This is a genomic window from Paraburkholderia sp. IW21, assembly GCF_041321145.1.
Lineage (GTDB): Bacteria > Pseudomonadota > Gammaproteobacteria > Burkholderiales > Burkholderiaceae > Paraburkholderia.
The window spans coordinates 478,367-503,344 of the sequence record NZ_JBGGWA010000003.1; the positions used below are offsets into that span (position 1 = coordinate 478,367).

At 62.9% G+C, this 24,978-nt stretch carries 20 protein-coding genes and 1 pseudogene; 5 read left to right on the plus strand and 16 right to left on the minus strand.

The annotated features are described in order from the left end of the window. Nucleotides 1–15: 15 nt before the first annotated feature. Together ACAX43_RS09390 and ACAX43_RS09395 are read right to left on the minus strand one after the other, a co-directional pair. Nucleotides 16–303 carry a hypothetical protein gene (locus tag ACAX43_RS09390; protein ID WP_370708105.1) on the minus strand — a complete coding sequence of 96 codons (288 nt, stop codon included), beginning with the start codon at nucleotides 301–303 and terminating at the stop codon, nucleotides 16–18. Nucleotides 304–465: 162 nt separating this feature from the next. Beyond that, nucleotides 466–546 carry a hypothetical protein gene (locus ACAX43_RS09395; RefSeq protein WP_370708320.1) on the minus strand — a complete coding sequence of 27 codons (81 nt, stop codon included), beginning with the start codon at nucleotides 544–546 and terminating at the stop codon, nucleotides 466–468. On the opposite strand from ACAX43_RS09395, the pseudogene ACAX43_RS09400 reads away from it, so the two are divergent. Next, a pseudogene (locus ACAX43_RS09400) lies at nucleotides 524–868 on the plus strand (rhodanese-like domain-containing protein); the annotation flags it as partial. The gene ACAX43_RS09395 and the pseudogene ACAX43_RS09400 sit on opposite strands and share 23 nt — an antisense overlap. Nucleotides 869–932: 64 nt before the next feature. Here ACAX43_RS09400 and ACAX43_RS09405 read toward each other — a convergent pair. The 4 genes from ACAX43_RS09405 to ACAX43_RS09420 all read right to left on the minus strand — a co-directional run bounded on the left by ACAX43_RS09405 (nucleotide 933) and on the right by ACAX43_RS09420 (nucleotide 4,873). Then, nucleotides 933–1,763, minus strand: a complete 831-nt coding sequence (locus tag ACAX43_RS09405) for a competence/damage-inducible protein A (RefSeq protein WP_370708106.1) — start codon at nucleotides 1,761–1,763, stop codon at nucleotides 933–935. A 14-nt stretch (nucleotides 1,764–1,777) separates the two neighbouring features. Further along, nucleotides 1,778–2,623 (minus strand): EI24 domain-containing protein, encoded by an 846-nt coding sequence (locus ACAX43_RS09410; RefSeq protein ID WP_370708107.1) that lies wholly within the window; start codon nucleotides 2,621–2,623, stop codon nucleotides 1,778–1,780. Between the two features lie 183 nt (nucleotides 2,624–2,806). Beyond that, nucleotides 2,807–3,805: a sterol desaturase family protein gene (locus ACAX43_RS09415; RefSeq protein WP_370708108.1), complete on the minus strand. Its 999-nt coding sequence runs from the start codon at nucleotides 3,803–3,805 to the stop codon at nucleotides 2,807–2,809. Nucleotides 3,806–3,853: 48 nt separating this feature from the next. Next, nucleotides 3,854–4,873, minus strand: a complete 1,020-nt coding sequence (locus ACAX43_RS09420; RefSeq protein ID WP_370708109.1) for a beta-propeller fold lactonase family protein — start codon at nucleotides 4,871–4,873, stop codon at nucleotides 3,854–3,856. 607 nt (nucleotides 4,874–5,480) lie between these two features. Between ACAX43_RS09420 and ACAX43_RS09425 the strand changes: the two genes are divergently transcribed. After that, the gene (locus tag ACAX43_RS09425) at nucleotides 5,481–8,213 is read left to right on the plus strand and encodes an ESPR-type extended signal peptide-containing protein (RefSeq protein ID WP_370708110.1); all 2,733 of its coding nucleotides are present in this window, start codon (nucleotides 5,481–5,483) and stop codon (nucleotides 8,211–8,213) included. Nucleotides 8,214–8,393: 180 nt separating this feature from the next. On the opposite strand, the gene hrpA is transcribed toward ACAX43_RS09425, so the two are convergent. After that, a complete protein-coding gene (gene hrpA / locus ACAX43_RS09430; RefSeq protein WP_370708111.1) occupies nucleotides 8,394–12,752 on the minus strand; it encodes an ATP-dependent RNA helicase HrpA in 4,359 nt (1,452 codons plus the stop codon). Nucleotides 12,753–12,775: 23 nt separating this feature from the next. Here hrpA and argA point away from each other — a divergent pair, with 23 nt between their 5' ends. The 3 genes from argA to proP all read left to right on the plus strand — a co-directional run bounded on the left by argA (nucleotide 12,776) and on the right by proP (nucleotide 16,655). Then, nucleotides 12,776–14,164: an amino-acid N-acetyltransferase gene (argA, locus tag ACAX43_RS09435; RefSeq protein WP_370708112.1), complete on the plus strand. Its 1,389-nt coding sequence runs from the start codon at nucleotides 12,776–12,778 to the stop codon at nucleotides 14,162–14,164. Between the two features lie 52 nt (nucleotides 14,165–14,216). Continuing rightward, on the plus strand, nucleotides 14,217–14,492 hold the full coding sequence (locus ACAX43_RS09440) for an oxidative damage protection protein (protein ID WP_370708113.1): 276 nt from the start codon (nucleotides 14,217–14,219) through the stop codon (nucleotides 14,490–14,492). A 660-nt stretch (nucleotides 14,493–15,152) separates the two neighbouring features. Next, entirely contained in the window at nucleotides 15,153–16,655 is a 1,503-nt protein-coding gene (proP, locus tag ACAX43_RS09445; protein ID WP_370708114.1) for a glycine betaine/L-proline transporter ProP, read from the plus strand. Nucleotides 16,656–16,786: 131 nt separating this feature from the next. On the opposite strand, the gene ACAX43_RS09450 is transcribed toward proP, so the two are convergent. The 9 genes from ACAX43_RS09450 to ACAX43_RS09490 form a co-directional block, all read right to left on the minus strand. Continuing rightward, the gene (locus ACAX43_RS09450) at nucleotides 16,787–17,275 is read right to left on the minus strand and encodes a metallophosphoesterase family protein (RefSeq protein ID WP_370708115.1); all 489 of its coding nucleotides are present in this window, start codon (nucleotides 17,273–17,275) and stop codon (nucleotides 16,787–16,789) included. Between the two features lie 24 nt (nucleotides 17,276–17,299). Continuing rightward, nucleotides 17,300–17,503 carry a hypothetical protein gene (locus ACAX43_RS09455; protein ID WP_370708328.1) on the minus strand — a complete coding sequence of 68 codons (204 nt, stop codon included), beginning with the start codon at nucleotides 17,501–17,503 and terminating at the stop codon, nucleotides 17,300–17,302. A 2-nt stretch (nucleotides 17,504–17,505) separates the two neighbouring features. Next, complete coding sequence (locus ACAX43_RS09460) at nucleotides 17,506–18,081, minus strand: TMEM175 family protein (RefSeq protein WP_370708116.1); 576 nt, start codon at nucleotides 18,079–18,081, stop codon at nucleotides 17,506–17,508. Between the two features lie 58 nt (nucleotides 18,082–18,139). Further along, entirely contained in the window at nucleotides 18,140–18,526 is a 387-nt protein-coding gene (locus ACAX43_RS09465; protein ID WP_370708117.1) for a DUF488 domain-containing protein, read from the minus strand. Between the two features lie 79 nt (nucleotides 18,527–18,605). Beyond that, the gene (locus tag ACAX43_RS09470; protein ID WP_370708118.1) at nucleotides 18,606–20,006 is read right to left on the minus strand and encodes an FAD-containing oxidoreductase; all 1,401 of its coding nucleotides are present in this window, start codon (nucleotides 20,004–20,006) and stop codon (nucleotides 18,606–18,608) included. After that, nucleotides 19,979–22,297: a putative bifunctional diguanylate cyclase/phosphodiesterase gene (locus ACAX43_RS09475; protein WP_370708119.1), complete on the minus strand. Its 2,319-nt coding sequence runs from the start codon at nucleotides 22,295–22,297 to the stop codon at nucleotides 19,979–19,981. The genes ACAX43_RS09470 and ACAX43_RS09475 overlap by 28 nt, the downstream gene beginning before the upstream one ends. A 161-nt stretch (nucleotides 22,298–22,458) precedes the next feature. Continuing rightward, nucleotides 22,459–23,001, minus strand: coding sequence for a nucleoside deaminase (locus tag ACAX43_RS09480; RefSeq protein WP_370708120.1), 543 nt, complete (start codon nucleotides 22,999–23,001; stop codon nucleotides 22,459–22,461). A 101-nt stretch (nucleotides 23,002–23,102) separates the two neighbouring features. Then, nucleotides 23,103–23,414, minus strand: coding sequence for a helix-turn-helix domain-containing protein (locus tag ACAX43_RS09485; RefSeq protein WP_370708321.1), 312 nt, complete (start codon nucleotides 23,412–23,414; stop codon nucleotides 23,103–23,105). Between the two features lie 21 nt (nucleotides 23,415–23,435). Continuing rightward, nucleotides 23,436–24,869, minus strand: a complete 1,434-nt coding sequence (locus ACAX43_RS09490; protein WP_370708121.1) for a PLP-dependent aminotransferase family protein — start codon at nucleotides 24,867–24,869, stop codon at nucleotides 23,436–23,438. Between the last annotated feature and the right edge of the window lie 109 nt (nucleotides 24,870–24,978).

A 24,978-nucleotide genomic window follows, 5' to 3' on the forward strand; every position in this document is an offset into this window, starting at 1 on the left:
CAGCCGCCGCCCAATCTAGCTGACCCGTCCCGGCGCGTCCACCCCTGGATCGTTGAGGATGCACATAAAAGCCCGCTGGAACAAATCGATCGGCACCAATAAAGCAGCTTCCGTGCCATGCATGCGCCAACCCGGCGCAAATCCACACTCACGCGCGTTTGCGGGGAATGAGCGCACCGTCCGACATCCAGCCCCGAAATCTTTGAGCCGCGTCACGCACCACATTCGTGCATTTGCAAAATCATCCACGCGGAACATCTTTATTTTGGTGCATCCCTGTGAATATGCACCAATATTGAGCATGCGATCGTGTTACGGCCACGGACGACGCCCCACCGTTGGACCGCGTGCGCACCGTACGTCGCGCTAGAATGGTCATTTGGTCCGAAGGAGACTTGCGATCATGAGCACGCTCGAACAGTTGTACGCCAAGGCGGACAAACGCCGCACCGAGAACCAGTTGCCTTACGCCGGCGCGATATCGCCCGCCGAGGCGTTTGAACTGCTGCAACTCGATCCGCGCGCGCGTCTCGTCGACGTGCGCACCCGTGCCGAACTCGATTGGGTCGGCCGGCCGGTCATCGGCGACGGGCAATATGCGCATGTGGAATGGACGCGCTATCCGGGCGCCGTGCCGAACCAGGAATTCCTTGATCAGTTGAGCCATGCGGCCTCGCCCGATACGCCGGTACTGTTTCTGTGCCGCAGCGCCGCGCGCTCGAAGCTTGCGGCGATCGCCGCCACCCAGGCCGGTTTTACGAAGGCGTACGACCTGCTGGAAGGCTTTGAAGGCGACAAGGACGGCCAAGGGCATCGGAAGACCGTGTCAGGCTGGTGCTTTCGCGGCTTGCCGTGGATCGGCGCTTGAGTGTTTGCTGCTTGATCTTGCTGCCCGCGTCAGGGTAGCAACGGGCACCCTTCGATCTTCTCGATCAGCCGCGCGATCTGGCCGCGGCCGCCTCGAGCTCGACGATATCGCCGCCCAACAGATGCACGCCCTCGCGCAGCTTCACGAAGGCCGCCGCCACCGCTTCCGGCTCGCCCTTCACGCCCAGATCGATGTGATGCCGCGCGTACACGCCGCCGCGCGCCGCATCACCCACGCTCGGCAGACTGAACATGCGCACACCCGGAAAATCGCGTTCGATCTTTTCCATTAAGGGCGTGAGCCGCGATTCCGGCAACTCGAACACCAGCAATGACTTTTCCGCATGAGGCGTCGCATGGTGCAGATGCGCGTACTGCGTATCCAGCACCCATTCGATCATCGGCCACGCCATCACCGGGAAGCCCGGCACGAAGTGGTGCTGTTTGATCGAGAAGCCGGGAATCTTGTTGTAGCCGTTGGGAATGATCGACGCGCCCTGCGGATACGTGCCCATGTTCAAACGATGCCGGTTTTCCGGCGAATCGAGATCGAGCGGCGTGGCCGCGTTCGCCGGATGCATCTCCCGGATGCGCTCCTGAATCAGCTTCGCAGCCTCCGGATGCAGTTCGAGCGGCACGCCGAGCGCGGCCGCGGCGCATTGGCGGGTGTGATCGTCCGGCGTGGCGCCGATGCCGCCCGTGGAAAACACAATGTCACCCGACGCGAACGTGCGTCGCAGCGTCGCCGTGATGCGCTCCGGCTCGTCGCCGATGTATTCCGCCCAGCCGAGCGTCAGCCCACGCGCGCCCAGCAACTCGATGACCTTCGGCAGATGCTTGTCGATACGCCTGCCCGACAGGATTTCGTCGCCGATGATGATGACGCCAAATGCCATTGCCGCCTCTTCGCTTAGTCAGTAATTCGTCGGTAAGGAACCGGCGCCGCTTGCCGCACGCCGTGCTCATCCGCGCGCATGCGTTGCAGCGCGCGCAAACAGTAGTAGCCGAACCACAGCGCCGAGAACACGAGGATGAAGGCATAGATCCAGATCATCACCGCCGTGACCACCGGGAACAGCACAATCAGCCATAGCGACGACGCCCACAGCAGCGTCGGCAGTGAACCCAGCAATCCGCTGGCAATGCCGATCAACAGCAGCGGCAGCCGGAAGCGGCGCACCAGCGCGCGCCGCTCGTCACGCGTCGCATGGAGCGCCAGCGCGTCGTAGCTCATCACGCGATACGTCAGCCAGCCCCACAGCAGCGGCGGAATCAGCGCGAAGAACGGCGGAACCAGCCAGAGCGGCAACGTGACGATCAGGAGCACCAGACAGACGAGCGTGGTCCACAATGCCTGCCCCAAGCTACCGTACCACGTTCCGCCGCGGCGCATTTCAAGGCCGGCGAATTGCCGCGCCGACAGATAGCGGATCACCGCCGGCATCGACAGCGTGGCGATCAGCAGCAGCACCGTGACGACGATCAGCGGCATCGTCACCGCAATCACGATGAACGGCGCGATCACCGCGTGCAGCGCGGAAAAACCCAGCCAGTCGAACAGCTGATAAAGCGTGACCGTGAACGACCAGCTTTCGAGCCACGTGCGGGTGGCGCCGACCAGCGTCTGCCAGGAAAACCACAGGATCACGCCCCACACGACGGTTGCCGCGAGAAACGGCACGAAAGTCAGCCAGAGCATGCGCGGGTGGAGCGCGCTTGCAAGCGCGCGCCCGAACGAGCGCAACAGATCATTCATGCGAGCCAGTGCCGGTGAACGAAACGATGGAATAAGGGAAACTGCGCGGCGAACCGACGGGTAGACCCGCAAACGAACCAGAATGCGGACCGGAAAACGAACCAGGAACGCGCGCGCAAACGTGGACAGGATAAACCACGTGACGCGCCGCCGGGGAAACCGGCGGCGCGAGGGGAAGAATGCTCAAACGGCGGCAGTGTCGCTGCCTTCGGTGCGGCGCTTCGGCGCAAGCCGCCCGGCGATGCGCACGAAGGCTAGCCAGTGCTGCGCCCAGAAACCCTCGCCGTAGCGGCGGCCTTCGAGCTGATCGCGGATGCCGGTCGGTTCCATCTCGCGATTCCAGGACGCGCTGCGAAACAGCATGTCCCACCACGGGAACAGCACACCGAAGTTGCAACCGTACTGCAGCCCTTCGTGGCCGTAGCCAATCGCATGGTGACGGCGATGGAATGTCGGGCTGACCACCAGCCGCTCGCCGAGCCACCCAAAGTAAAGACGAATGTTCGCGTGCTGCACGCTCTGCGCGAGGTTCGTGATCGCCACCAGCACGACGAATTGCGACGGCGGCACGCCGATCACCAGGGCGATCACCGCGAAAAACGATGCTTGCAGCAGATCGTCGAGCAGATGGTTGCGATCGTCGGACCACAGCGACATCTGCTGCTGGCTGTGATGCACCGCGTGCAGTTCCCACCACACGCCGATCCTATGCTCCCAGCGGTGATACCAGTAACCGGCAAAATCGAGTACCAGCAGATACATCACGAACGTGACGAGCGGCAGCGTGGTGACGCCCGGCCACAGATTGTCGAATTCGATGTTCGCGATGTTGTGCAGCCGCAGCCAGGCCTGGACGTTGTCGAAGAACGGCTGAAGCGCGAAAAAGAAGAACAGGTTGAGGATGCCGAGCTTGGCGATCCACGTGTAAATCACGTCGACGCGCACTGACTTGCGGTTTTCCCACTGCTCTACCGGGCGCAGTGCCTCGAGCGGGCGCAGCACCGCGTACATCGCCAGTACCTCGAAGACGCCGACGATCACCCAGTAGAGACTGTCGTAAGTGTCTTCGTCGTAGTCCATCAAATCGAAGCGGAACAGCAGGGGCTGCACCACGTCGACGTACAGCAGCGTCTGCACCGCTGAGACGAAACTGTCGAGAGAAGAAAAAATCAGATGGAACATGGTGCTGGCCCGTTTACTTCATTCGTGGCGGCTCGGTAACGTATTGCATCAGGCGCCGTTCGGCGCCGTGACCGGCGCGCGATTGAAGAAATAGATGCCATGCGGCGAACGGCCGACGGCAATCGTCTGGATCAGCTTACGCGTATTCAGGTCGATGATGCCGACATGCTTCGCGAAGCGGAACGTAACCCACAGATAGCGTTTGTCGGCGGAAAGTTCCATGTCGTCCGGCCCCGGCATCAAACCGGTAATGTCGCCGACGTTGGTGAGCGTGTCTTCGTCGATGATGCTGATCGTGCTCGCGACGCGATTCGACACCGCCACGTGCTTGCCGTCCGCCAGCGAACGGAAGTTGTGCGCCCCCTTGCCCGTCTGGATCGTCTTGACGATCTTCTGGTTGCGCCAGTCGACCACCGCGACGTAATCCGCTCCGGTCATGCCGATCAGCAGGTACTTCTCGCCCGGCGTCATCCACAATCCAGCCGGCACCTTGCCGACCTTCATCTTCCATTTGACGGTTTGCGTGGCCAGATCGATCGCGGCCAGTTCGCCGGAGATCTGCAGCGTGACGAAGACCGTCTTGCTGTCACTGGTGAACGCCATGTGGCTCGGCATCACCGCGAGCGGCAGACGCGAAGCCAGCGTCATCTGGTTCTTCTGGCCGTCGTAGTGATAGATGTCGAGGCGGTCCAGACGCAGGCCGGTGGTGACGAGCCACTTGCGGTCGGGCGAAAAGCCGATCTGGTACGGATCCTCGATGTTTTCAACCCAGCGCTGCACCTTGCCCGACTTCGGGTCGACGAACATCAGGTTGTTCGACACCGAATTGGCGACGATCAACGACGAATTGTCCGGCGTGGCCATCAAGTGATGCGGCTCCTTGCCCGTGGGCACCGTGCCGACGACCTGGTGGGTCGTCTCGTCGATCAGGCTCAGCGTGGCTTCGCCGGAATTGAGCACGATCACGTTGTTGGCGTGCGCCGCCGGAGAAAAAAAGCCTGCGGCGGCGACCAGCGCCGCACCCGCGGCGAACGTGGCAGTCAAGCCGGGAAGAAAAAATTTACGCATGAAAACTCACTTCTGAGAACAACCGTCATTGTAGAACGTTTGCCGGCGCGAGCGGTTGACGTGGATGCGGGTATGGCGCGCGGAAAAACAACATGGCAAGGGAGTCCACGCGCGGCCTTGTCAGGCAATTCCGGCGGATCGACGCTACGACGTCAATTCAACGTAGGAAAAACGGTCGGATAATTTTTATAAAATCATTTTAATTTACAAATAACAAATTATTGCATTCTTATATCAATCTATTTTCTATAAGACAAAATAAGATTATTCTTTGTTTTATACAACTTCATAACATTAATTAAAAATAATTTACAAACGATTATTTATTTTCAACCAATTAGGAATTTGCTTATATCGCCGCAGCCGCGCCAGGTCTGACAATCCCGCCGATCATCGCCCATGCACTTAATCCTGTGGACTTAAGAGCGTGACGCAGGCGATTCGGACGCGCGATAAATTCAGCAGGACACGGAAAACGATCGCCGGAAATAACCGCGGTCGATATGTTCTATTTGTGCGCGACACCCCAGGGGCGATGACGCCTTTTCCGAATCAAAATGCTTTCACGTGCCGTCCACGCTCGTAATTCCGCGGAGTTTCTGAAAGTATGAATAAGATTTACAAATCGGTTTGGTGTGAAGCGACGGGAACGTGGGTGGCCACGTCGGAAACGGCTCGGTCGAAGACAAAACGGGGAGCGGCAACGAAGGTAGCCGTAGCGCAGGTCGTGTTGGCCGGGTCAGCGCTCTTTGCCGGTGCTTCGGTCGCGCAGGCGGAGACAGCACCCAACTATTTCGTGGCCACACAGTCGGCTAGCGGAACGGATCGCGGCGCAACGGCAACTCAAATTTCCTCGTTGGCAGCCGGTGCGAACGCCGTGGCTTCCGGGGAAATCTCCTCCGCAGTCGGTTTTAACTCGTTGGCAGCGGGATCAGGTGCAGTTGCGTTCGGCAGCAATGCGCACGCACTGGGCTTTGGCGCTGTTTCGGCCGGTACGGCAGCGTGGGCACTGGAGGAGTCCGGTATCGCCCTCGGCGGCTGGGCCACTTCGGGCGCAGTCGGCGCAACAGCCGTGGGTGCCTATAGTGCAGCGAGCGGAGCGAACTCGGTCGCATTCGGCTCCAACGCGCAGGTCACTGGCGACAGCAGCGTCGCTATCGGTTACAACGCGCAGGCCACAAACACCAACAGTGTCGCGCTTGGTGCAGATTCAACCACCACCGCTGACCTGAGCAAGGCGGCCCAAGGCTTCGGCGCGGACCCCGCCACAATTGCAGGTTCCACTGCGGCAGGCGAAGTATCCGTCGGCTCCGCTGGCAATGAACGTCGCGTGACGAACGTCGCAGCGGGCGCCGCCGAGACCGATGCCGTCAACGTCAGCCAGTTGAGTGCCGTCGACAGCAAGGTCGACGCCGTCGCTAAAAACGGCACGCACTACTTCAAGGCCAACGGTGCCGGTGACGGGTCGGACGATGCAGTTGCCAGCGGCACGCACGCGCTCGCGGCCGGCGTCAACGCCAGCGCAACTGAGACCAACTCCGTCGCAGTCGGCTACAACGCCTCCTCGAGCGTCGGAAGCTCGACAGCGCTCGGCGCCAACTCCGTCGCCAGCGCCTCGGGGGCCGCCGCAGTGGGCGCCGGTGCGGAAGCAACGGGCGCAGGCAGTACTGCAATTGGCACCAATTCATCCGCAGCGGCGTTGGGCAGCGTCGCGCTCGGCAACATGGCCGAAGCCGACGCCGACGGTTCGGTCGCATTAGGCCAAGGTTCAAGCGCCGCTGCCAGCGGTTCGGTCGCATTGGGCAAAAATTCGATCGCCGATCGCGCCAACACCGTTTCGGTCGGCTCGGCGGGCAGCGAACGCCAGATCACCAACGTCGCAGACGGCACGCAAGCCACCGACGCCGTCAATCTGAGCCAACTGCAGGCTGCTACCGCCAGCGCCTCGCGCTACTTCAAGGCGACCGGTATCGAGGGCAGCAGTGACGACGCCTCCGCCACCGGCGACCATTCAGTCGCAATCGGCAGCGGGGCCGGCGCGTCGGGCGCGAAATCCTTTGCCGCCGGTACGTCCGCATTCGCGAACGCTACCGACAGCACCGCCGTCGGCACCCTCGCCACGGCAACCGGCGTGATCTCGACGGCGGTCGGCGCCAAAGCCATCGCCAGCGACGTCGGCGACACGGCGGTAGGCGGCGGCGCAACGGCAACCGGCCCGCTCGCCACCGCAATCGGCAGCAATTCCTCGGCCACCGCGTTCGGCAGCGTCGCGCTCGGCAACATGGCTGAGGCCAGCGCCGGCGGTTCGGTTGCATTGGGCCAAGGCGCGAGCGCCACTGTCGCTGGCTCCGTCGCGCTCGGCCAAAACTCCATCGCCGATCGCGCAAACAGCGTCTCGGTCGGCTCGGCGGGCAGCGAACGTCAGATCACCAACGTCGCAGCCGGCACCGCCGACACCGACGCCGTCAACGTCTCCCAGTTGAAGGCAGTCAGCGATCAAACTGCCGCCACGGCCGCCAGGCTGGACGGCGCAGTGATGTACGACCAGAACGCCGACGGCAGCGTCAACAAGAACAGCGTGACGCTCGGCGGCGATGCAGGCACCGCGATTCACAACGTCGCCGACGGCGTCGACGCAAGCGATGCCGTCAACCTCGGTCAGCTGAACGCGGCCATCAACGGCGCAGTCAGCAACATCACGGTCAATACCGCCAATCCGTTCTTCAGCGCGGAAGGCGATCGCGATACCGAAGGCGCGGTGGCAACCGGCACGCACTCGGTCGCATCGGGCGCGAACGCGCAAGCCACGGGCACCAACGCTGTGGCAATCGGTGCAAATTCGGTCGCAAGCGGCAACAACGCCACCGCGCTCGGCGCGGCAGCTAACGCAAGCGCCGACAACTCGGTCGCGTTGGGCCAGGGCTCGGTCGCGGATCGGGCGAATACGGTATCGGTCGGCGCAGCGGGCCAGGAGCGGCAGATCACCAACGTCGCAGCCGGCGTGCAAGGCACGGACGCGGTCAACGTCAATCAGCTGCAGCAGAGCGTGAGCGGCGCAGTTGGCCAGGCCAACAGCTATACCAACGACCAGATCCGTTCAGCCCGTCGCGATGCCTACGGCGGCACGGCGTCGGCGCTGGCGGTGGCGGGCTTGCCGCAAGCGGTCTTGCCGGGTCACGGGATGGTGGCAATGGCCGCCGGCACCTACGGCGGCCAATCGGCGGTGGCGATCGGCGTGTCGCAGTTGTCGGAAACCGGCAAGTGGGTCTACAAGATCCAGGGCACGAGTGACTCGCGTGGCCAGTTCGGCGCGTCGGTCGGCGCCGGCATGCACTGGTAAGCACCAGCGCTAGCAGACAAATAACGGGAAATAGCGAGCCGATGCGGGTCCGGGCGGACCTGCATCCTTTGCGCGCGATGCGGGTTCTTCATTGAACCGGCGTCGCGCGCTTTTTTTTGTCAAATGCGGTGCAAACAATGCGCCGCGCCCTAACTCACCCCAACTCCCCCTGAAGCGCTCTCAGCGCTGCATCGATTCCCACACCTTGTACAGACGCTTCACCGACACCGGCATCGGCGTACGCAACTCCTGCGCGAACAGCGAAATGCGCAATTCCTCGAGCAGCCAGCGGAATTCCGACAAGCGCGTATCCAGCACGCCGCCGCGTTGCGCGAGCGCGCGTTGGTAGTTCTGCGACAGCGGATGGAATTCGGCAAACTGCCGGGCATCCCGCGCGGCATCCGCCTTGAGTTTGTCGATACGCATCGCGATACCCTTCAGGTAACGCGGGAAATGCGCCAGCTGCGGATACGGTGTATCGACCACGAAGCGTTTGCCGATCAGCGCTTCAAGCTGATTCGACATATCCGCATGGGCCGCCGTGAACGTCTTCGCCTGCATCAGCTTTTTTGTCACCGTCGCGTATTCGCTGAGAATCTGCCCGACCAGCCGCGCAATTTCCTGGGCCAATAGCGTCAGACGGCTGCGGCCTTCGTCGCGGCGCGTGTGGAAACTGACGTCGTCGGGCAGCGGGTCTTGCAGACAGGCGCGATCAAGCGCGGTGTCGATCAGTTGATCGCGTAACGCTTCCTGCGTGCCGCGCGGCATGAACTGCATCGCCATTTCGCGCAGACCAGGCAGATTCTTTTCCAGAAACTTGATCGGCTCCTTGAGCTGCAATGCAAAGAGACGCCGCAATCCCGCGCGATGAATGCGCGCGGCTTCATCCGGCGAATCGAACACCTCGACGTCGCAGTGCGTGCCGCGATCCACCAGCGCCGGATAGCCGAACAGCGTCTGCCCGCCGCGGCGAATTTCGAGCAAATCGGGAAGCTTGCCGAAATTCCACGTTGTAAGTTTTTCGTACAGCGCGGTGCCTGTTGCGCCGTCTTGCGGCGCGCTTTGCGGACCGGAACCCGCCGTGCCCTTGCCTCGCTGTGCCGCACCGCCTGCTGGGCTGTCCGATCCCGCTGAGCCTGCCGGTTGCGAACCCACCGCGACACCACCGCCGCCCGCCCCCGCTAACGCCGCACCCGCCGCACTGGACGCAATCTTCTGAAAATGCTGCTGCGCCTGGACGCCCAGTTCCGCGCGCAACTGCGACAGATTGCGGCCCATCGCGAGCTGCCGCCCATGCTCGTCGACGACCTTGAAGTTCATGAACAGATGTGGCGTCAACGTCTCGAGCTTGAAGTCCGATTGCTTCATCGCGACCTGCGTCTGCTCGCGAATATCGGCGATCAGCGACTCGAGCAAACCGCCCGCGCCGAAGCGCGGTCCGCCATGCCGTTCGACGAAACCCGCCGCGTACTCGGGCAGCGGCACGCAATGACGCCGCAGCTTCTGCGGCAACGATTTCAGCAACAGTTGCGCCTTCTCTTTCAGCATGCCCGGGACGAGCCACTCGCACCGCCGCGCGTCGACCTGATTCAGCGCATACAGCGGCACCGCCAGCGTGACGCCGTCGCGTGGCGAACCCGGCTCGAAGTGATACGTCAGCACCATCTCGACGCCTGCCATCGTCATCCGCTTCGGGAAAAGATCGGTCGTCACGCCGGCCGCTTCGTGCCGCATCAGATCGTCGCGCGATAGATACAGCAGACGCAGCTTGTCTTCCGGCTGACCGCTCTTTTTCAACTCGTCGCGATACCAGCGCTCGAACGATGCGCCCGTGTAAATGCCCTGCGGCAATGCCTGATCGTAGAAGCCGAAAATCAGTTCGTCGTCGACCAGCACGTCCTGGCGGCGCGACTTGTGTTCCAGCTGCTCGATATCGGCAAGCAGCTTGCGGTTATGCGCGAAGAACGCGAGCTTCGTATCGAATTCGCCTTCCACCAGCGCACCGCGAATGAACAATTCGCGCGCGCGCGCCGGGTCCTGTTTGCCGAAGCTCACGCGCCGCCGATGATAGATCGGCAGCCCGTGCAGCACCGCTCGCTCGAACGCCGACACCTGCGCCGCGCGCTTCTCCCAATGCGGCTCGGACAATGACTTCTTCAGCAAATGCGCGCCGATCCGCTCGATCCATTCCGGCTCGATCTTCGCAATGCAACGCGCGTAGAGACGGCTCGTCTCGACCAGTTCCGCGGCCATCACCCACTTGCCGGCCTTCTTCACCAGCGCCGAGCCCGGCCACAAATAGAACTTGATGCTGCGTGCGCCGAGGTAATACGGTTCGTCATCGGCTTTCAGGCCAATGTTGCCCAGCAAGCCCGTCAGCAACGCAAGGTGAATCTGCTCAAACGTCGCCTCGGCCTCGTTCAGCCGCCAGCCGTGCTCGCGCACCACCGTCAGCAGTTGCGAATGCACGTCGCGCCACTCGCGCAACCGCAGTTGCGACAGAAAATTCTTGCGACACTCGTCCTGCAATTGCCTGTTCGACTTCTTGTGCGCGATCGCTTCTTCGAACCAGTTCCAGATCTTCAGCCATTGCAGGAACTCGGAGCGCTCATCGGCGAACCGGCGATGCGCCTGGTCGGCCTGCTCCTGCGCTTCGATCGGCCGGTCACGCGGGTCCTGCACGGACAGCGCGCTGGCGATGATCAGCACTTCCTTCAAGGCCTGCTGATCGCGCGCCGCGAGAATCATCCGGCCGACGCGTGGATCGAGCGGCAAGCGCGCGAGTTCGCGTCCAAGCGGGGTGAGCTGGTTGTCGTCATCGACGGCGCCGAGTTCGTTGAGCAGTTGGTAACCGTCGGCAACCGCGCGGCCTGGCGGCGGCTCGATGAACGGGAAGGTTTCGATCTCCGTCAGATGCAGCGACTTCATGCGCAGAATCACCGAAGCCAGCGATGAGCGCAAAATTTCCGGATCGGTAAAACGGACTCGGCCCTGGTAGTCGCTTTCTTCGTACAGACGAATACAGATGCCATCCGCGACGCGCCCGCACCGCCCCGCCCGCTGATTCGCGGCGGCCTGCGAGATCGACTCGACCTGCAACTGTTCGACCTTGTTGCGATACGAGTAGCGCTTCACGCGCGCGAGGCCGGTATCGACCACATAGCGAATACCAGGCACCGTCAGCGAAGTTTCCGCGACGTTGGTGGCCAGCACGATGCGGCGCGCGTTCGACGTGCGGAACACGCGCTCCTGTTCGGCAGCAGACAAGCGCGCGAACAACGGCAGAATCTCCGTATGCGGTGGGTGATGTTTGCGCAGCGCCTCGGCCGCATCGCGGATTTCGCGCTCGCCGGGCAGGAAGACCAGCACGTCGCCGGGGCCTTCGCGACACAACTCGTCGACCGCGTCGACGATCGCTTCCATCAGATCGCGGTCCGTTTCGCGCTGGGTTTTCGGCCTCTCACGCGATTCACGCGAAGACGATGAGGAAGAGCCTTCCGCCGCCTTCACCGCCGGACTGTCCTCCGCGACCGGCCGATAGCGCACCTCGACCGGATAAAGACGGCCGCTCACTTCGATCACCGGCGCGGGTTTTTCTTCGCTGCCGAAATGGCGCGCGAAACGGTCCGCGTCGATCGTCGCCGAGGTCACGATCAGCTTCAGATCGGGACGCTTGACGAGGATTTCCTTCAGATAACCGAGCAGAAAATCGATGTTCAGGCTGCGCTCGTGCGCTTCGTCGATGATCAGCGTGTCGTAGGCTTTCAGCAGCGGATCGGTCTGCGTTTCGGCCAGCAGAATACCGTCGGTCATCAGCTTGACCGATGCGCCCGGCGACAGATTGTCGGTAAAGCGCACCTTGTAGCCGACCACTTCGCCGAACGGCGTGCCGAGTTCTTCGGCAATGCGGCGGCCCGTCGCCGACGCGGCGATCCGGCGCGGCTGCGTGTGGCCGATCAGGCCGGCGCCACCGGCGCCGAGGCCTCGGCCAAGTTCGAGGCAAATTTTCGGCAACTGGGTTGTTTTGCCCGAGCCGGTCTCGCCGCACACGATCACGACCTGGTTCTGCGCGATCGCCTTGGCGATCTCGTCGCGGCGGCCGGAGACCGGCAGCGCCTCGGGAAAAGTGATCGGTGGAATCGGATTCGGTTCGACGACGCGCTGCACGCGCGGCGGACGTGGTTCGCGACGGGCGTTGCGTTCGGCGTCGCCGGCTTGCGGCGCTTTTTGCCCAGGCGCGGCACCGCTGCCGGCCGGTTGCTTGCGCCTGGCATCGCCTCGCGGCCGCGGCTCGCGCGCTTCATGAGCCGTTTTCGGCACCTGCGCGCCTGCTTCGCGGCGCGCGTCACGTGGCGGATTATTTTTCTGCGCAGGCGCGTCCGCGCCTTCGGCCGCACGTCGCGGCTCGCGCGCCGCTGGCGGCGTGTTGCGGTTGGCGTCCTGCGCATTGCGGCGCTGCGCGTCGCCGGCGTTCACCTGATCGGCGGCCGGCGCCGCATTCTTGTTCGCCGTAGCGGGACTTTTGGGTACATTCGACATGGGGGCGCATTATAATCCCCGGCATGAATTCCCAAACCGACCTCGTCCCCGCGCCCGCGAGCGTTCCGGCCCCCGCCGGGGCAACGGAAAATCTCGCCCAGCACGCGCAATTCGTCGACTGGATGCGCTCAGTCGCCCCTTACATCCATGCGTTCCGTAACAAGACGTTTGTCGTCGGTTTCGGCGGCGAGGTCGTGCATCAGGGGCTCCTGAATGCGCTCGTCTCCGATATCGCGCTGTTGCAGGCCATGGGCATCCAGATCGTACTGGTGCACGGCTCGCGACCGCAGGTCGAAGAACAGATGAGCCTGCACGGCGTGGAATCCGAGTTTTCGCACGGCATGCGCATCACCGACGCGCGCGCGCTGGAGTCCGCGAAAGAAGCGGCCGGCGAAGTGCGGCTGGACATCGAGGCCGCGATCAGCCAGGGCTTGCCGAACACGCCGATGGCGCACGCGCACATCAGCGTGGTGTCGGGCAACTTCGTGACGGCACGGCCGGTCGGCATTCTGGACGGCGTCGATTTCGCCCACACCGGCGTGGTGCGCAAGATCGACGCGGATTCGATCCGCCATTCGCTCGCAAGCCGCAAGCTGGTGCTGCTCTCGCCGCTCGGCTTCTCGCCCACCGGCGAGGCGTTCAATCTGGCCATGGAAGACGTCGCCTCGGCTGCCGCGATCGCCCTGCGTGCCGACAAGATTGTGTTCCTGACCGAAACGCCGGGCCTGATGGAAGCCGGCGAAGAAGGTCCTGAACTGGTCCGCGAACTGTCGCTCGACGACGCCTACAAGCTGCATGAAAGCGGCGAAGTCACCGGCGACGCGGGCTTCTACCTGAAACATTCGATCCGCGCCTGCCGCGGCGGCGTGGCACGGGCGCACATCATCCCCTACGCGCTCGACGGCAGCCTGCTGCTCGAACTGTTCCTGCACGATGGCGTCGGCACGATGATCTCGTACGAGAACCTCGAAAGCCTGCGTGAAGCCACGCCGGACGACGTCGGCGGCATTCTTTCGCTGATCGAGCCGCTCGAATCCGACGGCACGCTGGTGCGGCGCGGCCGCCACCAGATCGAGCGCGACATCGACCATTTCTCGGTGATCGAGCACGATGGCGTGCTGTTCGGCTGCGCGGCGCTATACCCGTACCCGCAAGAGCGCATCGGTGAAATGGCCTGCCTGACGGTTGCGCCGGAAGCGCAAGGCACCGGCGACGGCGAACGCCTGCTCAAGCGCATCGAACAACGCGCCCGGGCGCGCGGCCTCACGCGCATTTTCGTGCTCACCACGCGTACCGAACACTGGTTCCTCAAGCGCGGCTTCGTTAAAGTCACGGTCGACGACCTGCCTGAAGACCGCCGCAGACTCTATAACTGGCAGCGCAAGTCGCTCGTGCTGATGAAGCAGCTCTGAGCGTCCCATACAGGCGACTGCCACCCCACATCGATTACAGGAGAAGCACAGCATGGCTCGTATGATTCAATGCGCGAAGCTCGGCAAGGAAGCCGAAGGCCTCGATTTCCCGCCGCTGCCGGGCGAACTTGGCAAGCGGATCTACGAAAGCATTTCGAAGGAAGCCTGGCAGGCCTGGTTGAAGCAGCAGACCATGCTGATCAACGAAAACCGCCTGAACATGGCCGATCCGCGCGCGCGCCAATATCTGATGAAGCAGACCGAAAAGTTCTTCTTCGGCGAAGGCGCGGATACGGCGCAAGGCTACGTGCCGCCGGTGGCTGAGTAACGGCTTTCGGTTGCACGCCAGCCCTGGCGATCCGCCTGACAAAAATCCGCGCCGCGAGCGCGGATTTTTTTCGCCTGCTTTGCGGCGCGTTTCCGGCCGCTTTTAAGCCTTTTTTGCATGCCGCCGTAATCCGCTCAATCCCCCACCCCGCAAGGGATTAGCGCCCTCGCACAGTCTCCTTCCAGCTACCAGGTTTGCACGATCCTCGGTCATCATGCTATCATGTGCACCGTTCCAACAGCATTTCACCTTCATTCACGTTCTTTTCATGCCGCTGCGGCGTGCATTTTCCTGCGCGGCGCCGTGCTGAATTGAACAGTTTTTTATACAAGAAGGCTTGTCGGTCGTTTCCCCGCTTCATCTCACACCATGAGCGGCGAATACAGCACCGGCCTTTTTCGTTTCGAGCCTTCCAGCGGCGCGTGGGCCAGCTTTCAGCCACCCCAGCGTCCTCATGCATCTGCCCCCCTTTCACGGCCACGCAGATGCAACAGTCAGCACAATCTAGACGAGTGTTTTTTCGCGAATAGTTCGCGAGGCACGGGCGTTTTATTTTCTTTTTCGCGCCCCTTTTATCGCTTTCGAGCGAGAGAGACGCCATCGCCCTGCTCACGAAACTGCACTTCCCCAGCACCCGTGGCGGAACGTTCATGCGCATTCATGAGTTTCGTCGCAGTCATTGGAGTTTTCACCTTGACCGCTTCCAGCAACGGCTTCTGGCGACACCACAAAGAAGAACAACGCCTCTCCCTCGACGACATCACGGTCGTCGACAAATCTCTCCTCAAGCGGGCCGTCGGCGCCATGGCGCTCGGCAACGCGATGGAATGGTTCGATTTCGGCGTGTACAGCTACATCGCTGTCACGCTCGGCCACGTGTTCTTCCCGTCGTCGAGCCCGTCCGCCCAGTTGCTCGCCACCTTCGGCACGTTCGCCGCGGCGTTCCTCGTGCGGCCGGTCGGCGGCATGGTGTTCGGACCGCTGGGCGACCGCATCGGCCGTCAGCGCGTGCTGGCCATGACGATGATCATGATGGCGCTCGGCACCTTCGCGATCGGCCTGATCCCGAGCTACGCGACGATCGGCATTTTCGCGCCGGGGTTGCTGCTCGTCGCGCGTCTGGTGCAAGGCTTTTCGACGGGTGGCGAGTACGGGGGTGCCGCCACCTTCATCGCTGAATTCTCGACGGATAAGCGCCGTGGCTTCATGGGCAGCTTCCTTGAGTTCGGCACGCTGATCGGCTACGTACTCGGCGCGGGTACGGTTGCGGTCCTGACAGCGACACTGTCGAACGACGCACTGCTGTCGTGGGGCTGGCGTGTGCCGTTCCTGATCGCGGGTCCGCTGGGTCTGGTCGGTCTGTATATCCGGATGAAGCTCGAAGAAACACCCGCGTTCAAGAAGCAGGCTGAACAACGCGAAGCCGAAGATAAAGCCGCGCCGAAGCAATCGTTCCGTCAGTTGCTCGCGCAACAATGGAAGCCGCTTCTGCTGTGCGTTGGCCTCGTGCTGATCTTCAACGTCACCGATTACATGGCGCTGTCGTATCTGCCGAGCTATCTGTCGGCCACGCTGCACTTCAACGAAACGCACGGCCTGTTCCTCGTGCTGCTCGTCATGGTGCTGATGATGCCGATGACGCTCGCAGCCGGCCACCTGTCCGACACGATCGGCCGCAAGCCGGTGATGCTGTTCGGTTGCGTGGGCCTGTTCGCGCTGTCGATTCCCGCGCTGCTCCTGATCCGCATGGGCACGGTACTGCCGGTGTTCGGCGGCCTGATGATTCTTGGCGTGCTGCTGTCATGCTTTACCGGCGTGATGCCGTCGGCCCTGCCGGCGCTGTTCCCGACGAAGATCCGCTACGGCGCGCTGGCGATCGGCTTCAACATTTCGGTGTCGCTGTTCGGCGGGACGACGCCGCTCGTGACGGCATGGCTGGTCGACAGCACCGGCAATCTGATGATGCCCGCGTACTACCTGATGGGTGCGTCGCTGATCGGTATCGTATCGGTGTTCGCACTGCACGAAACGGCCCGCAAGCCGTTGCTCGGTTCGGGCCCCTGTGTCGCGACGCGTGCGGAAGCGCATGCGGTGCTGCGCGGCGAGCATGAAGCGGCAGAGATGGATGAACGCTACGCAGCGGCAGCAACGGCGCGTGCGTGATTCCGGGTTGCGCGGTAGCTAGCAGTTGAAGCAGTACGCATATCACACGCCGCAGTGGGCGTCGGCAGTCAACTGCAGCAATTAGCGTTAGCGTGTCCGAAAACGGGCCGGCAGATCTGCCGGCCCGTTTTTTATGTCACGAGAAAATCAAGCGTCGCGCTCGCGTGCGCGCCTTCAACGATTAGCATGCCGGCGGAGATCGGCAACTTGAAACGCCTGGGTCCGGCGCTGCCTGGATTAACGAATAGCACCCCGTCGCGCTCGCTGATCGCGGGCTTGTGCGAGTGTCCCGTCACGATCACGTCGATGCCTTCACTGCGCGGATCGTCGCCCACGTCGGCGAGGTCGTGCACGACGAGGATCGTCACCTGTTGGACGGTCAGTTTGACGTGCGTCGGCAGTGCGGCGACCGACTCGCCGATGTCGTTGTTGCCCCGCACTGCCGTGACCGGCGCAATCTGCGCCAGTGCATCGAGCACCGCCTGATTGCAGATATCGCCCGCGTGGATGATCGCATCGCAGCCTGCGAGATACTGCAGGGCTTCAGGGCGCACGAGGTTGTGCGTGTCGGAAATCAGGCCGATGCGAACAGGCGGGGAGCTTTGGGTGCGCGAAGTCATGATGCCAGTATCGGCCAGACGGCCTCAGCCTGCCGACTGCTGTTCGGCAAGTTCGCGAGTCAAGGTCTGCACCGGCCGCTTCGCGCCGAGCATCCGTTTGGTCGCGCCCTGCACCGCCACCGGCAACCCCGCCCGCCATCCCGCCACCGACGGTCCCCACACACGCCCCGCCACGGTCAGCGCGGCGAGAAACGCGGGCACCAGCGCGAGCTTGAGTGCAAGCAGCATGCTTACGCCTCCATCAGGTGTTCGATGCGGCGGTCAGGCACCAGCCACCACGCCGCGGCCAGCGTATAGAGCGCGGCCGAGAGCCACGGCTGAACGAATGCCAGCACGATGCCCACCAGATAGACGACGACCGAGACCTTGCCCTTGAAGTCGTTGCCGAGCGCTTTCGCGATCGTCGACTCCCTGCCGTGCTCGCGGATCAGCACGCGGGTCAGAATGAAATAGGCAATCGCCGCCATGAACAGCACGGCGCCGTACATCGCGGTCGGCCACGAAGCCAGATGGCTTTCGCCGACCCAATGGGTGACGGCCGGCAGCAGCGACAACCAGAACAGCAGATGGAGATTGGCCCACAGCACCGCGCCGTTGACCTTCTGCACGGCATGGAACATGTGGTGATGATTGTTCCAGTAGATACCGACGTAGATGAAGCTCAACACGTAGGCGCAGAACACGGGAACCACCGGGCGCAACGCAGCGAGATCGAAACCCTCGGGCACCTTCAGTTCGAGCACCATGATCGTAATGATGATGGCGATCACGCCATCGCTGAAGGCTTCGACGCGTCCCTTGCCCATCGGTTGGTTTCCTGATCGTATCGTCGCGAGTGTGAATGCAAATGCTCGTCCCGGAGCATTACCTGATCAGCGCACCGCGCTCGTGTAACAACTGACGAAGAACGCTGCGATGGCACCGGTTTTCGTCCTCGCAGTAGCACCCGATGGAAAAATGCGCCGCCTTTGACAGTGCGGCAAGCAAGTCCAACACCTTACTGGTATCGCTATCGTTCATCTCGGTGCGGAATTTTTTCACAAACGCGTCCCAATCGGCGTTGCTGGCGGCCGCCTTTCCTTCTTTCATCAACGTCGCGCCAGGCGACAGATTAGGTAGCCACACATCGTAGTAGTCGCGCGAGGCGAATTCAGACCGGGGTATTCCGCGCGGCGGGCGCCGAACAGTACCGATCCGCACCCCTTCGTCGGCCGCCCTCGGAGACCCTAGTTGAACGATGCTGATGCTCATGTTTTTCCCTGATGATTTATCGGCCGCTGTCGGGCAGAACCATAAAGTCCTCACTCCGTGCCAGGAAAGGCGGCACCGCTCATTTCATCGGCTTGAGCCCAGCGAGCAAGGTTGGCACCAGTTCGCCGATGGTCGGATGAATATGCATCGCGTACTGCAGCGTCGGATACGGCGCACCGGCCGTCATGATATCGACAAACGTGTGGATGGCTTCGTCGCCTTCAATGCCGTGGATCGCCGCGCCGAGGATCTGCTTGCTCTGTGCGTCGACCAGTACCTTCATGAAACCGTCGGTCTCGCCGCGTTCGCGGGCGCGGCCCACCCGCGTCATCGGCATGGTGGCGATCAGTGCGTCGCGGCCGGCCTTGCGCACATCGGCCTCCGAGAGCCCGACGCGCGCGAGCGGCGGGTCGACGAACACCGCATACGCCATGATCCGCGTATCGACGCTGCGTGCGCCGCCGTCGAGCAGATTGGCCGCGACGATCTGAAAGTCGTCGTAGGAAGTGTGGGTAAAGGCCCCGCGTCCGTTGATGTCGCCGATTGCCCACACACCCGGCACGTTAGTGCGCAACTGGCCGTCGACGGGAATCGTGCCGTGCTTGTCCTTCGCGATGCCGGCAGCGTCCAGCCCGAGATCATCGGTATTCGGTTCACGGCCGGTGGCGAACAGCAGGTGCGATGCTTCGAGCGCGGGAATGTTCTGCTCGAAGCCGATGCACACTTCGTTCTCGTGATGCGGATGCGGTTCGACCCGGGACGGCTGCACGCCGAAGCGGAACGCGATGCCCTCGCGCGCCAGCACCTTTTGCACGGACTCGGCGAGGTCGGCATCCTCGCGCGTGAGCACGCGGTCGCCGCGCACCAGCACCGTCACCCGGCTACCGAAGCGTCGAAAGACCTGGGCGAATTCGAGCGCGATATAGCTGCCGCCGACAATCACCAGATGGCTCGGCAATTCCGTGAGTTCGAGCAGCGTGGAGTTGGTGTAGTAGCGAATTCGCTCGAGACCTTCGAGCGGCGGCACGACTGCGCGCGTGCCGGTATTGATGAAGATTTCGTCGGCGCTGAGTTCGTCGAGCAGTGCGCCGTGCGGCCCGCTGATGGCGAGCGTATGCGCGCCGGTAAAGCGCGCGTGGCCGTTGAAGACGGTGACGTTATCCGCGCCGCGCAGCCATTTCTCGACGCCGTCGCGCGACTCGCCGATGATTCCGTCCTTGCGGGCCTTGACTGCGGCCAGATCGACACTGACCGCCCCGCTCACCTGCACACCCAGGTCCGCCGCGTGGCGCGCCACATGCGCCGCGCGGGCACTGGCCACATACGACTTGGTCGGCGTGCAGCCGACATTCACGCAAGTCCCGCCAAAGGCCGCGCGTTCGATGACCGCGGTTTTACGGCCGCTTTGGCCGAGACGGACAGTGAGCGGCGCGCCGCCTTGTCCCGTACCGATCACGACTGCGTCGAAGTGCTGTGGCATGACAGATCTCCCGTGCACAAACTGCGCGCATAAGCACTCGCGCCAACCGGCCGGCTATAAAAATACCCCTGCTGCTTATCGCAATCGATCCCGCGCAAAAACGCCGCCTGCTCGGCCGTCTCCACCCCTTCGGCCGTGACATTCATCCCAAGCGAATGGGCCATTGCCACCACCGCCTGCGTGATCGCAATCGAATCGCGATGATCCGGCAATCCCGCAACGAAAGAGCGATCGATCTTCAGGTTATGCAGCGGAAACCGCTTCAAATACGATAGCGACGAATAACCCGTGCCGAAGTCGTCGACGGAAATACGCACGCCCATCGCGCTCAACGCGCTCAGCATCGGCAATACGGTGTCGCTGTCGCTCATCAACAGCCGTTCAGTGATCTCCAGCTCCAACGCCGCCGGCTCGAGCCCGGACTGCGCGAGACAGCGCTCGATCCGCTCCACCAGACCCTCGCTGAACTGGCGCGGCGACAGATTCACCGCGACGATCAAATCCGGCGCCAGCGTGCGCCGCCATTGCGCCACCTGTTCGCAGGCCCGCGCCAGCACCCAGGCGCCGATCTCGACGATCAGGCCGGCGTCTTCCGCCACGGGGATGAACTCCACCGGCGAGACATTGCCCAGTTCGCTGTTGTACCAGCGCAGCAGCGCCTCGGCGCCGATCGTGTGGCCGCATTGACTGTCGACGATCGGCTGATACACAAGGCTCAGCTCTCCGCTGGCAAGCGCGCGCCGCAACAACTGTTCAATCGTGAAGCGGCGTTGCAAATGCCGATTCAGCTCGGCGGTGAAGAACTGGAAATTGTTGCGGCCACATTGTTTTGCGTGGTACATCGCCGAGTCGGCGTTGCGCATGAGCGTGGGCACGTCCTGCCCGTCTTCGGGAAAGAGACTGATGCCGATCGACGCACCCAGGTAGTACTCGTTGTCCGCCACCGCGAACGGCACCGCGATCATGTCGAGGATCCGCTGAGCCAGCGCGATCAGATGAGCCGTGTTTTCGTAAGCGCTGACCACGATCACGAATTCGTCGCCGCCCACTCGCGCGAGCGTGTCGTCCAGCGCGATGCACGCGGACAACCGTTCCGCCACGCTGCACAGGAGCACGTCCCCGGCCTCGTGACCAGCGGTATCGTTGACCTTCTTGAACCCGTCCAGATCGACGAACAGCACGGCGACCCGCGCCAGCTCTCCCATACCGACCGCACCACCCGGCGCGCACAGATCGCGCATCCGCTCGGTCAGATAGGCACGGTTGTAGAGACCGGTAAGCGAATCGCGCGTGGCCAGAAACTTGAGTTGCCGTTGCGCCTCGCGCACCGGGCCGATGTCGGTAAACGAGATCAGCACCGAACTGGGTTCGCTGTCGCCGGGCTTGATGATCGGCACAACATTCTCAGTAATCCAGATGATATCGCCGTCGATCAACTCCAGACCAATTGTGGCGCCTATCAAAGGTTGGCCGCTTGCCAGCACCTGAGTAGTCGGGCGATCGGCTTCGGTGACCGGCGAGCCGTTCTCATGATATGCACGCACCATCACCGTCAGAATGTCGTGGCCGACCAGTTCGTCGCTTGCGCGCAGAATGCGCTGCGCGCTCGGGTTGCAGGCCAGCACCACGCCGTCGCGCGACTGCACGACAATGCCTTCGTTCAGATGGTCGACGACCAGCCGGTGATGCTCCTCGCTGTGCGCGAGACGCTGCGCCATGGCGTCCTGATGGACGGCTAGACCGACACTGTGGCTGATGTCGTGCAGCATCGCTTCTTCTTCGGCACTCGGACGGCGCCGCGCGCGGTGATAGACGGCGAACGCACCGAGCACGGTGCCGGCGTCGTTTTCGAACGGCACCGACCAGCACGCACGCAAGCCGAGCGGCAACGCCAGGTGCCGATAACCGGCCCACAGCGGATCGGTTTCGATATCTTCGACCGCGACCATGCGCCGCTCATACATCGCCGTGCCGCAGGACCCCGCCTGGGGGCCGATCGCCAGGCCGTCGAGCGCGGCGCTGAAGTGCGCCGGCATCGAGGGCGCGCCGCCCACTCTCGCATGCACGCCGTCAGCGTCCAGCAGCAGGATCGAACAGGACGCGCCTTCGCCAAGCAGCGTTTCCGCGCGGCGGCATACTTCGTCGAGCAATTCCGGTAGCGGCGTGTTGCGGGTAATCAGCCGCAACACCGTACGCTCCGACGCCAATACCCCCTCGGCCCGATTCGGCCCATAGCGGGTGCCTTCAGGCGTTGCTCCCATCGTGGAATCTGATGTCGTTTCGCAAATCATATGTGCGCCCTGATCCGGCATCGGCAGATTAGTGTACGCGACGCACCGGGGTTTAGGCGAGTGCGTCGGGGTCCGGCTTCAGACCGTGTTCGCGAGCCGGGCGTCTACTCAGAGCGCCCGCACGGCGCGTGCCTGAGAACGTTCAGTCCAGGCTATTGCCGCTACCTGCCGCTCCAGAATCTCCGCTGAACGTCCATCACCTCACGCTCGACCTCCGCCACCGGCCCAATCACCTCGACGGGCTTCTGGCAATGATCGAACACATACCGGCAATCCACACTCATCGTCGGATTCTCCGAATGATCCCCGGTCGCCTCCAGCAATCGCTTCTCGGTCATTCCAAACACGACTCGGCCGATATTGGCCCAATACATCGTGCCCGCACACATGCAGCAAGGTTCAACCGATGTGTACAACGTACAGCTCCACAAATACCCGGGTGTGAAATTCAACGCCGCCACGCGAGCCAACACCGCTTCGGCGTGATTCACCGTGTCGACATTGCCCTGCTCCATCAACACGGTCTCCTGATCCGGCCCAACCAGCACCGCGCCGAACGGATGGTGCCCGAGCAGCGTCGCGCGCTCGGCCACCCGGCTCGAGTGCCGCAGATGCCGCACGATCTGCTCGTGCGACGGCGTTAAACCTTGTGGCGGATAAATGGTCGCCGCTCCATCGGCATCGGTCGGGACGGTAAGACTCATGGGCGATCTCCTTTAAACATAGTTAGGCAAACCAAACAATTGGTTACTTCGGCGGCGAACTATCGACGCTTGCACGATTTTGGTCCAGGGCAACCGTGGGCTTAGTGGAACTTCGACACCGGGTCCGCGTGATTGTCGTCGGGTGGCTCCGCATCGCCGAACAGCGCCGCGCACAAGCCCTGGCCGATCTCGCTCAAGCGCGCGGTGCCCGTGCCCTCCTCGTTGAAGGTGGTCTCCACCAGATCGCCGTCGACAAGCGCCGTCAACTGCCGCCGCAAGCCGCTCATCGGCACGCCCGCCTGCTTGGACAGTCTGGCGAGCGACCACGCGCCGCCAGGCGCTTCCCGATGCGCGCGCCACAGTTGCGCCAGCACGGCGACCAGCACCGGATCGAGTTCGTCGTCGTTATCCATGGGTGTCATTCGTGTCTCCTCTCAAGCCATCCGCGCCACCAGTTCGCCCAGCGTCTTCAGTGCCGCCTCGGTCTGCGCCGTCCACGGATAGCTGTAGTTGAGCCGGATAAAGTGGCGAAAATCGTTACGCATCGAAAACATCATGCCCGGCCCGACCGTGATGCCGCGCGCGAGCGCCGCCTCATAGAGCCGCATCGAATCGACGCGGCCGGGCAATTCCACCCACAGCACGTAACCGCCTCGCGGTGTCGAGGTACGCGTGCCGATGGGGAAAAACCGCAGCACCATCGCCGTCATGATGCTCGCCTGCTGCCGGTAGACCTTGCGCACATGCCGCAGATGCCGATCATAACCGTCCTGCCTGAGATAATCGGCGACGGCGACTTGCGGCACCGACGGCGTAGTCAGCGTATTGAGAAACTTCAGCTTCTCGACCTGCGCGCGGTAGCGTCCCGGCATCGCCCAACCGATCCGGTACGACGCGGTCAGGCTCTTCGAAAACGACGCGCAATGCAGCACCAGCCCCTTAGTATCGAAGTTCTTCAAGGTCGACGGCCGCGTCTCGCCGAAGTACAGCTCCTGATACACATCGTTTTCGATCGCGGGAATCTCGTGCGCGGCGAGCAGTTCGACCAGTTGCTGTTTGCGCGCGTCGGGCATCTGGAAACCAAGCGGATTCTGGAAGTTGGGCATCACCATGCACGCGGCGATCTTCTGCCCGGCAATGATCTGGGCGAGCGCCTCGATATCGATGCCGTGGACCGGATGCGTCGCTACTTCGATCGCGCGCATGCCGAGACGCTCGATGGCGTGCAGCATCGCATAGTAGGTCGGCGACTCGACGGCGACCGTATCGCCCGGTTTGGCGACCGCCTGCAAGCTCAGGTTGATCGCCTCGGTCGCGCCGAGCGTAATGATGATTTCCTCCGGCGCCACCGGCACGCCGTTCTCGGCATAGCGCCGTGCGATCTGCCGGATCAGCTCGGGATTGCCGGGCGGCAAATCGTCGATCAGATTCCAGCTCGCCTGGCGCCGGGCAATCGCGTTCGCGTACTGGTTGATGCGCCGCCATGGGAACAGCGACGGATCAGGATACGGTGAGCCGAGCGGCACGGCGTCGTGCGCGCGGATGCTGCGCAGAGTCGACAGCACGAGCCGGCTCACGTCGACCGCGGCGGCCACCGGCTGCGTTTGGGCAGCCGGCTGGCGGCTCAGGCGCGATTCGCCGAGCGCCGCTGCCACGGCGGCCGCATCGCGCACGAAATAGCCTGACTGCGGGCGGCTCTCGACGATCCCGCGGCTTTCCAGCAACGCATAGGCATGCAGCACGGTCTTGATGCTGACCCCGTGTTGCTGGCTCGCCTGCCGCACGGACGGAATCCGCTCGCCCGCGCCGAAGACGCCGCGGCGCACGGCTTCGGTCATTTCATCGGCGAGTTTTTCGTACAGTTTCAAGGATCTGGCTCAGGCAAAAGCGCGGGCTGGAGCGCCAGTCTATGACAAATATCAATCAACTGTATCCCTTCGCTTTCCGATTTTCTGTATGCAGCGCAGGTTTTGGAAC